Source organism: Antarcticimicrobium luteum (assembly GCF_004358185.1).
Lineage (GTDB): Bacteria > Pseudomonadota > Alphaproteobacteria > Rhodobacterales > Rhodobacteraceae > Antarcticimicrobium > Antarcticimicrobium luteum.
Genome location: NZ_SMUV01000040.1, coordinates 23,116 through 33,451, shown reverse-complemented (window position 1 = coordinate 33,451; position 10,336 = coordinate 23,116). Strand labels below are relative to the sequence as shown.

The following is a 10,336-nucleotide window of genomic DNA, read 5'->3' as shown; positions in this document are numbered from 1 at the left end:
GGCCCGCCGTTCACCCGATGAACTTCTTGTAGGCGGCTTCGTCCATGTAGTCGTCCATGGGCGACAGATCCGAGGGTTTGATCTTGAAGAACCAGGCCTCGCCCAGCGGGTCCTCGTTGACCAGCCCGGGGTTCTCCACCAGCGCCTCGTTCACCTCGACGATCTCGCCGTCGAGCGGGGCGAGGATGTCCGAGGCGGCCTTGACGCTCTCGATCACGACGATCTCGTCGTCCTTCGACACCTCGGCGCCCGGCTCGGGCAGTTCGACGAACACCACATCGCCAAGCTGTTCGGCGGCGTGTTCGGTGATGCCGACGGTGATCAGGTCATCGTCCTGGAGCAGCCATTCGTGTTCTTCGGTGTATTTCATCTGTTTTCGATCCTTTTGGAGACGGAATTAGCGTTTGAAGTTGGCAGCAACGAAAGGCAGCGCGGTCACCGTGGCCGGCAGGCGCTTGCCCCGCACCTCGCCGTAAACCGTGGTGCCGGCGGCGGAAAGATCCGCAGGAATATAGCCCATGGCGACCGGGCCGCCGACGGTGGGGCCGAACCCGCCGGAGGTGACGCGGCCCACAGGCGCGCCGCCCTCGGGCGCGGCGTAGAGGTCCACCCCTTCGCGCATCGGCGCGCGCCCCTCGGGGCGCAGGCCGACACGTTTGCGGGCCGGGCCGGCCTCCAGTTGCGCCAGCACCTCTGCGGCGCCGGGGAAGCCGCCCGCGCGCGCGCCGCCGGCGCGGCGGGCCTTCTGGATCGCCCAGGTCAGCCCGGCCTCGCCCGGCAGGGTGCCGGTGTCGATGTCATGACCGTAAAGGCACAGCCCCGCCTCCAGCCGCAGCGAGTCGCGCGCGCCAAGCCCGATCGGCGCCACGTCGTCATGCGCCAGCAGGCTGCGGGCCAGACGCTCGGCCCGGTCGGCGGGCACCGAGATTTCATAGCCGTCCTCGCCGGTGTAGCCCGAGCGCGATACCCAAGCCTCCACCCCGTCAAGCTCGACGGTGCGCACGTCCATGAAACGCATCGTCGCGGCCTCGGCTGCGAATTCGGTCAGCACCGCCTCGGCGCGCGGCCCCTGCAGCGCCAGCAGCGCGCGATCCGTCACCGGCTCCACGCTCACATCCGGCTCCAGCACCGCTTTCATGCGGGCGGTATCCTCGGTCTTGCAGGCGGCGTTGACCACCACGAAGAGGTGATCGCCGCGATTGGCGAACATCAGGTCGTCGAGAATGCCGCCGGCCTCGTTCAGGAACAGCCCATAGCGCTGCCGCCCCTCGCCCAGCCCCAGCACGTCCATCGGCACCAGCGCCTCGAAGACCCGCGCGGCGGCCTCGTAGGTGGTGCCGCGCAGGATCACCTGGCCCATGTGGCTGACATCGAACAGCCCGGCCTTGCTGCGCGTATGGGTATGTTCCGCCATGATCCCGGCAGGGTACTGCACCGGCATCTCATAGCCGGCAAAGGGCACCATCCTGCCCCCCAGTTCCACATGAAGATCGTAGAGCGGCGTTCTGAGCAGTTCCGTCATGGCCCGTCCTGTCTGCAACCGGGGCTGTTACGACGAACTCCACCGGCATCCCATTCTCGGCGGACCTCTGTCCGCCATGCGATGCCCCCTCTGTCCTTTCGCCTGAGATCGTTATCCCTTCGGCGGGCGCACTGGTCGCCACTCTCCAGAGTCTGTCCGAACACGCGGTCCCTGGGCCTGAGAGTTTCCGGGGCGGTTGCTCCTTCGGCACCGGCTCTGGCCGGTTCTCCCACGTGTTCGGGGGTCACATTAGCGGCGATGCCAATGCCGCACAAGAGGTCAGAACAGTCGGTTTCAGAACAGGTTGAAATACTCCGTCTGCTCCCATTCCGACACCGTGGCGAGATAGCGTTCCCACTCCGCCCGCTTGATCTGCAGAAGGTAGGAGACGAAGTCCTCGCCCAGCGTCTCGCGGAACACCGACGCGGCGTCGAAGGCGGTGATCGCCTCGGCCATCGAATCGGGCAACTTTTCCGCCGGTCCGTCATAGGGCGAGGTGGTGGCCGGCGGCGGGACCAGCCCCGAGGCGATCCCGTCCAGCCCGGAGATCAACTGGGAGGCCAGCGCGAAATAGGGGTTGGCGGCACTGTCCGGGGCGCGGTTTTCCACCCGGCTGGCCGGATCGCCCGGCGCGGTCAGCGCCCGCACCATGGCGCCGCGGTTGTCCATGCCCCACTGAATGCGGTTCGGCGCCATCTGATAGGGTTGATAGCGTTTGTAGCCGTTCACCGTAGGCACCGTCATCAGCGAGCTTGCGGCGGCATGTTTCAGCAGCCCCGCGACCCATCCCGCCGCCTGTGGCGACAGCGGCCCGTCGTCCGCCCCCGGGGTGAACAGGTTGCGCCCGTCACCGGCGTCCAGCAACGACTGATGGATGTGCCAGCCGTTCGCCGCGATATTGGGCAGCCGCGGCTTGGCCATGAAACTGGCGTGCAGGCCCCGGCGGGCGCAAACGGCCTTCACCATGGCGCGGAACATCACCAGATTGTCCGCCTGCTCCATCGGCGAGGCGGGATCGAAGGTGAACTCGAACTGACTCGGCCCGATCTCGATCTCGACCGAGCGCACCGGCAACCCCAGCCCCTGGGCGTTGCGGCGCAGATCGTCGAGGATCGGCTCGGCCTCGGCATAGGGCGCCTCGCTCAGAAACTCGAACCCGCGGTTCAGCGGCGCTGTCTCCACCGGCGCGCCGGGGGCGCCGGCGGTGCCTGTCTCGGAATGTTCAAGGCCGTCGCGCAGTTTTCGGAAAACGTGGAACTCTACCTCCAGCCCGATCACCGAGGTCATCTGGCGCGCCGCCAGCGCGTCCATCGCCTGCCGCAGCACCCCGCGCGAAGAGAACGGAACCGGGCGGCCGTCGCGGAACACCACGTCGCAGAGGATCCAGGCCGAATGCGGCGACCAGGGCAGCCGCCGGAAGGTCACCGGATCGGGCACCAGCAACACGTCGTTGGCCCCCTGCATCGGACCTGGCGCGGTGCCGCGTTCGCCGTCCCAGACCTGGAATACGGTCCGGTTCGAGCTGTCCTTGAGCAGCAGCGTCGAGGCGATGGCGACACCGCTGGTAAAGGCCGATCGCAGCGCGCCGGCCACCAGCGTCTTGCCGCGCAGGATGCCGTGCTGATCGGCAAACAGGATGCGCACGGTCTCCAGCCCGTCCTCGGCGGCGCGCGCGATCACCTCTTCGGCGGCGGCGCAGGAGGCGGCCGAAAGCAGCCCCATGCGCGCCAGCGCGCCGTCTTTCACCTCGGTCATGTCATGCCGCTCCGTTCAGATCCGCGCGTCCCAGGGACAGGCGGCACGGCGTTCGGCATCGCTTGCCGCGGTGGCCGCCTCCAGTGCAGCGCCCGACTCGGCGTCCGCGTCGGCAATCGAGTCGTTCGAGACCGGCCCGTGAATCGTGGCCGGGTCGACCTCGCCCAGCATCGGCAGCGCGGTCTCGCGCCCCTCCTTGAGGGCGGCGATGGCGGCGCGCAGCATGCGGCGATAGCGAATGATGCCCACATCGGTCTTGCCCAGATGCTCCTCGGTGCGGTCCTGGATCGCGCCCATGCTTTCCACCGCCCACTGGTCGTGCACGTTGATGTCCAGCCCCATGCCGGTATAGGTTTGGGTTTCCTGTTCCTTCGGATCATAGCCGTAAGTGTTACGCGCATTCTTCAACGGCGCATAGTCCGGCAGGCGATGCTCCTTCAGCCGCTGCTCGCGCATCCTGACCTTGTCCACCGGTTTGTCGAAACTGGTGAACATCGAATACCAATAGCAATTGTGATCGTCGATCGGCACATGCCACTGGGTGATCGTCATCTCGCGACTCATAGGGATGCAGATCGCCTCGGGGAAGATCTGGTTGGTCACCCGCACATGGGTGCGCCCGTCGTCGAGATGCCGCAACGCGGTGATCTTCAGGCCATAGTCGGTCTCATCCGCGCTGATCTCCGGGCGCGGGTAGTCGCGCAGCAGCTTGGTCATCGGCACATCTGTATTGGCCGCGGTGTCGCGAAACTGCTTGCCATAGCTGTCGGCCGGATCCTCGTCCTGCAGAAACCGGTGCAGGAATGAGGCATGGGCCGGGTCGATGCCGACCTCCAGCGCCTGCAGCCAGTTGCATTCCCACAAGCCTTTAAAGGCGAACACATGGGTGTCCGGCGCGCGGAAACAGTCGAAATCGGGGAATGCCGGCGGCTCACCGGGGCCCATATAGGCCCAGACGATGCCGTTCTTTTCCACCGCCGGGTAAGAGGCGGTCTGGATCTGCTCGTGCATCCGGCTGCCCTCGGGCTCGCCCGGCTGTTCGACGCATTGGCCGTCGCGGTTGAAATGCCAGCCGTGGAACGGGCAGCGCAGCCCGTTGTCCTCCAGCCGCCCGAAACACATGTCGGCGCCCCGATGCGGACAGCGGCGGCCGATCAGCCCGAGCTTGCCCTCGCTATCGCGGAACAGCACCAGATCCTCACCCAACAGGCGCACCGGCACCACCGGCCGGCCGGCCGTCAGCTCATCGCTGAGCGCGGCGGGCTGCCAGTAGCGGCGCAGCACCTCTCCCGCATCGCTTCCCTTGCCCACAAGGGTGAGGCTGTCGTTCATTTCCTGGCTGATCATGGGGTTCTCCCTGGCGATGGCGCGGTCTGGCTTGACAATTGTACGCATAACGCACAACATGTTAACTATACGATCATTTCTAACCGCCGCCCCGCCCCTGTCAAGAGGTTCGATCATGCCGCCCACAGCCGACTCCTCCACCCAGCAGGACCGCAACATCGCCGCCACCTTCGCCAAGGGCATGGCGGTGCTGGAGGTCTTCGATGGGCAGGTCCCTGCCCTGACGCTGTCCGAAATCGCGCGGCTGACCGGCCAGGACCGCGCCACCGCAAGGCGCGGGGCGCTGACGCTGGTGCATCTGGGCTATCTGCGCCAGGATGGGCGACATTTTTCACTGACGCCCAGGGTGCTGACGCTGGCCGGCGGCTTTCTTCGGGCGCATCAGATCGGCCGTCAGGTGCAGCCGGTACTCAACCACCACGCCGCCGCGCTGGGCGTGGAAATCACGCTGGCGAGCCGCGACGGCGATCACGCGCTGCTGCTGGCGCAATCGACCGCCCATGGCGGGCCGATCTCCTACGGGTTCACGCCGGGCAGCCGGCTGCCGCTGCTTCATACCAGTCTGGGCCGGATGCTGCTGGCGGGCGAGGCTCCGGACCGGCTGGAGGGCCGGATCGGCGAGGCCCCCCTTACACGCTTCACCGAGCAGAGCCTGACCGACCCGGCGCAGATCGCCGCCACGGTCGCCGCGGCGCGGCAGGCCGGCTATGTGATCACCGACGGCGAGTTCGAGCCTGGCATCGTCGGCATCGCCGTGGCCGTCGCGCCCCATGCGGTGCTGGGCAGTTCGGTGCCGCGCGGCCGCGACGGCGCCGACGGTCTCGACGCGATTCTGCGGGGCCTTCAGAACTGCGCGTCGGAGCTGCGGCTGGCCGGGGCGCTGAGCGGGCTCTGAGGGCCCGCCCATTGATCCCGAACCGCCTCTCTCGCCAGACCCGCGGAACAAACTGCGCCAGCGCCGGATCGGGGGCTGGCGCGGCTTGTCCCGCGGGCTCAATTCCGCGCGGGGGATTTGGCGCAGGTCACATCTCCAGCGCCAGCTGCGGATGACCGTCCGAGGTCCGCTCGCGCGACATCCCCGCCGGGCCGACCGTGCCGTGAATGCGCTTGCGAAACGACGAGAAACTGTCGAAACGGACCACATCCACCGCCGCGTCCAGATCCAGCTCCAGCCTGTACCAGCCCGACCCCTGCGGCGCTGCCGAGATCACCGTGGCCTCAAAAGGCTGCGAAAGGTAGCGCCCGCGCACCCGCGCGCCCGGGTGCCAGGCCGGACCGGCGGCGGCCTCCAGCGCCGCGTGACAGGCGTTCCAGTCGCGAAACCCGTTCTGGCGCGCGATCAGTTCCAGCGCCTGGCCATGGCCGATCTTGCGCCCCTCGGCGGCCAGCCGGTCGCGCAGCGCGCGCGCCTCGGCCTTGGCGGCGGCGACGGAGGACGGCGCGCCGGTCATCGCCCGCACTCCGCCTGCGCCGTGAACAGCCCCCAGCGCAGCCCCCGCCGCCGCGCGATCCGGGTCAGAACCACCGCCGTCAGCCCCAGCAGACAAAGCTCGGCCATCGGACCGGCGAACCAGATCCCCGCCTCGCCCACCGACAGCGCCAGCAACAGGGTCAGCGGAATCGCGAAGAGATAGGGTTTCGACAGGCCCAGCATCGCCGCCCGCACCGCATCGCCCTGCGCCTGGAAATGGCTGGCGATCAGCATCAGCGGCCCGGCCAGCCAGAACAGCGCGACGATCACCGGCAGGATGCGCGCCACCGACCGGACAACCGCCGGATCGTCGACAAAGACCCGCCCGATCACCGGCGCGCCCAGCGTCAGCGCCAGTTGCACACCGCCGCAATAGAGCAGCGCGGCGCCAAGCGCGATACGGACACTGCCGTCGGTCCGCTGCCACAGCCGGGCGCCGAAATTGTTGCCGGTGATGGTCTGCATCGCGAACGACAGGCCGAGAACCGGCAGGAAGACAAAGGTCATGACGCGGGTGACGATACCATAGGCCGAGACCAGCGTGGAATAATCCGGCGGCGCGGCGATCTGCAGCCCGGCCATCAGCGTTGCCGAGCCCAGCGCCAGACCAAGGAAATTCAGGCTCTGCGGTGCGCCCAGCGCCAGGATCGGCCGCCAGCCCCGCAGGAGCCCACCACGCAACATCGCCCCCGCCGGCAGCGTCGTGCGCCCGGAAAGCCGCAACGCAAGGATCGCCGCCAGCGCGAGGCATTGCGCCAGACCGGTGCCCAGCGCCGAGCCCGCCACGCCCATCTCCAGCCGCACGATCAGCAGGTAGTTGAGAGCGATATTGGCCAGCGACACCAACAGGCTCATCGCCGCCATCATCCCCGCCTGCCCCTCGTTGCGCAGCGCATCGGACTGCACCGACAGCACGAACATCACCGGCGAAAAGGCGACCAGGATGCGCAGATAGGTCAGCCCCATCATCGCCAGTTCGCCCGATCCGCCGGCTGCCCGAGTGGCGACAAGACCACCGATAAGCGCGAACAGCGCGATCAGACCCGCGCCCAGCGCCAGGGCCAGCCCGTGCGCCCCGGCCAGCGTTGCGCGCGCCGCGCCCATGCGGCCGGCGCCCAGATGGCGCGCCAGCAGGCTGGACATGCCGCTGCCCACCAACGTGGCCAGCGCCACGATCACCATATAGAGCGGAAACATCAGCGTCACCGCCGCCAGCGCCTGCGGCCCGACGTAAAGGCCCAGGAACACGGCGTCGGCGACGGTCAGCAGCCCGTTCATCCCCATCACGAAGATGATCGGCAGCGCCGTTCTGGCATAGATCGCCGGCAGCGATCCCTCGAGAAACGAATTGCGGGCGGGGTCAGACATCGGCCCGATACTCCTGTGTCGCGCTGGCGCCTGAATTACAGGACGGACCCCGCATTGCCATCCACGCGCCATGCGGGGAGGAAATCAGTAAGGATGTCGAAACAGAACTTCACCGGGACTTTCGTCAGCGGGGGGCGGGCGTCTGCAGCCGGGGCCGCTGATACGCCCCGCCGCCCGACCTGTCAAGCTGGGACGCGCCGCTAACGCAGCGGCGCCAGCCCGGTGCCGTTCCAATACATCGTGCTCTCACAGCCGCCGGGCAGCCCGATCTGGCTGCAACTGGCCAGGGATGAGCCCATCACCACCCCGTCCATGCCGTTGCTGAGCGGCTGGATCCGCAGACCCTGCGCCAGCCAGCTCTCCGGCTTTCCCCTGCGGGGATAGAGCGCGCTGATATAAAGGTCCGCCGAACACATCGCCGCACCGCAAAACAGGCTCGAGCCATAGCCTGAACAGGTGACTTCACGCCAGTCGAGCACGATATCCTCAGCCCCGTCGCCGTCGATATTGGCGGATTTCAGCGCCTCCGGGGTCCAGCTCGCCGGTCCCCCGCAGCCGCGCCGGATGTCCGCCTCGGCCGCCTGCCGCATCGTCACGCCGCGCGCCCCCGCCGCCCCCTGCTGCGGCCAGGGCCGGCCCACGGCGGCAAACATCGCCCGGCAATAGCCCGACAGCTGCCGCACCCCCTCGCCGAACCCCATCGCCGAGATCACATGGTTGCCCCGGTCCGAGCGCAGCTCGAACCGGTCCTGGCCGGCGATGGCGGCAAAGGCCGGGTCGGTCTCGGGCAGGTCCAGTTCCCAGGTGCTGAACAAGTCATTCCAGCGCAGCCCGCGCAGGCGAAATCCGTCGTCGCCGGCCACCAGCAGCACGTCGTCGCGGGTCTGAAGATGCGCCCCCGGCGCCCCGATCGCCCGGTCGCTGATATAGACGCGAAAGGCGCCGGGCGGGGTGATGTCGGGCTCGGTATTGCCGGTGACGGCGGGCGAGACGCCCTGCGGCGAGCGTTCGCCGCACACCAGCGCCGGACCGGGTCCGTCCACCGGCGCCAGCGTCGCGCTGAAAAACGAGCCGTCGTCGAACTGCGACATGGCCCAATCCTGCGCCCAATCCTGCGCCGCCCCCAGCCCGGGCAGCAGCGCAAAGGCCAGCCCGACTGTTGCCCGGACGCTCGCCCGCATCACCCGCTGCCCCCGCATATCCATCCCCTCGCCCTCAAACTCTGCCCATATCGCCGCGCGGTGCCGCCAGAGTATGCCCGCATAATTTTCCGTCAACGAGTTCCGCAGCAAGCGGCGGCAACCGGCCCGACGATGCCGCAGGGGCTTCACAGGGGCGCGAGAATTTGCTCAAACAGAATGAACGGCAGCATGTCAAAGGATCGGTCCCGATGAAAAAAGCCTTGCTCGGCCTCGCCCTGATGCTGTCCGCCTGTACGGACCTGCCCGCCGATTGGACAGTGTCCCGCGCGGCCCCCGTCACGCAGGTCACCGTCTGGGGCCGGGTCTGGACCGTCAGCCAGCCGCAGGACAAGCCCGGCTTTTTCAGGGCGGTGCGCGACAACAACAACCTGAATCCCTATGGCCCGCCGGCCCGGCTGCGCACCCATCAGGCGATCCGGGCGTTCCATGCCGCCACCGGCTGCCGCGCGGTCTATGCGACGATGTATCAGAATATCTCGGGCGAAGTCTTCTCCCAGCTCGACTGCCCGGCGGCAAACTGACCGGCGAACTGACCGGCCAGCGGCTGATCGGCGCGGGGCACACCGTGCGGGATTGAGGTCGGTCAGCCCTTTTGCCATAGCTACGGCCATGAAACTGGCGATCAACGGATTCGGACGGATCGGCCGCAGCATTCTGCGCCAGATCCTGACCAGCCCGCGCGGGGCTGACATCGACCTGGTGCAGATCAATGACATCGCACCGGCCGAGACCTGCGCCTATCTGTTCCAGTACGACAGCACCTTCGGCCCGTTCCCGGGCGAGGTGACCGCCGCTGACGGATACCTGGAGGCCGGCGGGCGCCGGATCCGGCTGACACAGCAGGCCGATCTGCGGCGGGTGGATCTGAGCGGGGTGCAGGTGCTGCTCGACTGCACCGGCATCGCGCGGACCTCGGAAGTGGCCCACCGCGCGCTCGAGGCCGGGGCGGCAAAGGTGCTGATCTCCGGCCCCTCCCCGGCGGCCGAGATCACCGTTGTGCTGGGCGCCAACGAAGAGGCGCTGGGGGGCGAGCGGGTGGTCTCCAACGCCAGTTGCACCACCAACGCGCTGGCGCCGCTGGTCAAGGTGATTGACCGGATCGCCGGGATCGACCGGGCGCATATGACCACCATCCACTGTTACACCAACAGCCAGCCGCTGGTGGACGCGCCACGCGGCGATCTTGCGCGCAGCCGGGCCGCGGCGCTGTCGATGGTGCCCACCACCACCAGCGCCACCCATCTGATCGACGAGGTGCTGCCGCATCTGGCCGGACGAATCAGCGGCGCGGCAGTGCGGGTGCCCAGCGCCAGCGTCTCGGCCGTCGACCTGGTGGTGCAGCTGGACCGCGACACCGACGAGGCCCGCTTTACCGCCGATCTGAAGGCCGCCACCGAAGCCAGCCCGGTGCTGGGCTGGACCGAACGGCCGCTGGTCTCATCCGATCTGCGGGCGCGGCCCGAATCGCTGGTCATCGCCCAGCCGGAACTCCGCATGATCGGCCCGCGCCAGGTGCGCGTGTTCGGCTGGTACGACAACGAATGGGGCTTTTCGGCGCGGATGCTGGACATGGCCGAACGGATGGCTGCGACCGGCGCGGTGTCCTGAGACCCTGAATCAGGGGGGAGGTGTCCCTCCGAGCGTCCCCCCCTGCGCGGCTCGCGCTTTGAA

Annotated in this window: 10 protein-coding genes and 1 riboswitch; of the genes, 3 read left to right on the top strand and 7 right to left on the bottom strand. The window is 68.2% G+C overall.

The genetic code is table 11. The annotated features are described in order from the left end of the window. Nucleotides 1-10 precede the first annotated feature (10 nt). The 4 genes from gcvH to E1832_RS02095 form a co-directional block, all read right to left on the bottom strand. The gene (gene gcvH / locus E1832_RS02110; RefSeq protein ID WP_133358091.1) at nucleotides 11-370 is read right to left on the bottom strand and encodes a glycine cleavage system protein GcvH; all 360 of its coding nucleotides are present in this window, start codon (nucleotides 368-370) and stop codon (nucleotides 11-13) included. A 27-nt stretch (nucleotides 371-397) separates the two neighbouring features. Next, nucleotides 398-1,522, bottom strand: coding sequence for a glycine cleavage system aminomethyltransferase GcvT (gene gcvT / locus E1832_RS02105; protein WP_133358090.1), 1,125 nt, complete (start codon nucleotides 1,520-1,522; stop codon nucleotides 398-400). Between the two features lie 155 nt (nucleotides 1,523-1,677). Next, nucleotides 1,678-1,764: riboswitch (glycine riboswitch) on the bottom strand. 52 nt (nucleotides 1,765-1,816) lie between these two features. Next, the gene (locus tag E1832_RS02100) at nucleotides 1,817-3,277 is read right to left on the bottom strand and encodes a glutamine synthetase family protein (protein WP_133358089.1); all 1,461 of its coding nucleotides are present in this window, start codon (nucleotides 3,275-3,277) and stop codon (nucleotides 1,817-1,819) included. Between the two features lie 15 nt (nucleotides 3,278-3,292). Continuing rightward, nucleotides 3,293-4,624 (bottom strand): aromatic ring-hydroxylating dioxygenase subunit alpha, encoded by a 1,332-nt coding sequence (locus tag E1832_RS02095; protein ID WP_133358088.1) that lies wholly within the window; start codon nucleotides 4,622-4,624, stop codon nucleotides 3,293-3,295. Nucleotides 4,625-4,739: 115 nt separating this feature from the next. Between E1832_RS02095 and E1832_RS02090 the strand changes: the two genes are divergently transcribed. Continuing rightward, nucleotides 4,740-5,519: an IclR family transcriptional regulator domain-containing protein gene (locus tag E1832_RS02090; RefSeq protein WP_133358087.1), complete on the top strand. Its 780-nt coding sequence runs from the start codon at nucleotides 4,740-4,742 to the stop codon at nucleotides 5,517-5,519. A gap of 127 nt (nucleotides 5,520-5,646) precedes the next feature. Here E1832_RS02090 and E1832_RS02085 read toward each other — a convergent pair whose 3' ends face one another. From E1832_RS02085 to E1832_RS02075, 3 genes are all read right to left on the bottom strand, one after another. Further along, nucleotides 5,647-6,075, bottom strand: a complete 429-nt coding sequence (locus E1832_RS02085; RefSeq protein WP_133358086.1) for a glyoxalase superfamily protein — start codon at nucleotides 6,073-6,075, stop codon at nucleotides 5,647-5,649. Then, complete coding sequence (locus E1832_RS02080; protein WP_133358085.1) at nucleotides 6,072-7,463, bottom strand: MATE family efflux transporter; 1,392 nt, start codon at nucleotides 7,461-7,463, stop codon at nucleotides 6,072-6,074. Before E1832_RS02080 ends, E1832_RS02085 begins: the two co-directional genes overlap by 4 nt. A gap of 200 nt (nucleotides 7,464-7,663) precedes the next feature. After that, complete coding sequence (locus tag E1832_RS02075; protein WP_165978773.1) at nucleotides 7,664-8,668, bottom strand: hypothetical protein; 1,005 nt, start codon at nucleotides 8,666-8,668, stop codon at nucleotides 7,664-7,666. Between the two features lie 185 nt (nucleotides 8,669-8,853). Here E1832_RS02075 and E1832_RS02070 point away from each other — a divergent pair, with 185 nt between their 5' ends. Both E1832_RS02070 and E1832_RS02065 read left to right on the top strand, forming a co-directional pair. Continuing rightward, the gene (locus E1832_RS02070) at nucleotides 8,854-9,186 is read left to right on the top strand and encodes a hypothetical protein (RefSeq protein ID WP_133358083.1); all 333 of its coding nucleotides are present in this window, start codon (nucleotides 8,854-8,856) and stop codon (nucleotides 9,184-9,186) included. A gap of 88 nt (nucleotides 9,187-9,274) precedes the next feature. Beyond that, on the top strand, nucleotides 9,275-10,273 hold the full coding sequence (locus E1832_RS02065; RefSeq protein ID WP_133358082.1) for a type I glyceraldehyde-3-phosphate dehydrogenase: 999 nt from the start codon (nucleotides 9,275-9,277) through the stop codon (nucleotides 10,271-10,273). Nucleotides 10,274-10,336 lie beyond the last annotated feature (63 nt).

Bases quoted from the DNA above. Each gene is read 5' to 3' on its own strand.
- gcvH (WP_133358091.1), bottom strand. From the start codon at position 370: ATGAAATACACCGAAGAACACGAATGGCTGCTCCAGGACGATGACCTG.
- gcvT (WP_133358090.1), bottom strand. From the start codon at position 1,522: ATGACGGAACTGCTCAGAACGCCGCTCTACGATCTTCATGTGGAACTG.
- E1832_RS02100 (WP_133358089.1), bottom strand. From the start codon at position 3,277: ATGACCGAGGTGAAAGACGGCGCGCTGGCGCGCATGGGGCTGCTTTCG.
- E1832_RS02095 (WP_133358088.1), bottom strand. From the start codon at position 4,624: ATGATCAGCCAGGAAATGAACGACAGCCTCACCCTTGTGGGCAAGGGA.
- E1832_RS02090 (WP_133358087.1), top strand. From the start codon at position 4,740: ATGCCGCCCACAGCCGACTCCTCCACCCAGCAGGACCGCAACATCGCC.
- E1832_RS02085 (WP_133358086.1), bottom strand. From the start codon at position 6,075: ATGACCGGCGCGCCGTCCTCCGTCGCCGCCGCCAAGGCCGAGGCGCGC.
- E1832_RS02080 (WP_133358085.1), bottom strand. From the start codon at position 7,463: ATGTCTGACCCCGCCCGCAATTCGTTTCTCGAGGGATCGCTGCCGGCG.
- E1832_RS02075 (WP_165978773.1), bottom strand. From the start codon at position 8,668: ATGGATATGCGGGGGCAGCGGGTGATGCGGGCGAGCGTCCGGGCAACA.
- E1832_RS02070 (WP_133358083.1), top strand. From the start codon at position 8,854: ATGAAAAAAGCCTTGCTCGGCCTCGCCCTGATGCTGTCCGCCTGTACG.
- E1832_RS02065 (WP_133358082.1), top strand. From the start codon at position 9,275: ATGAAACTGGCGATCAACGGATTCGGACGGATCGGCCGCAGCATTCTG.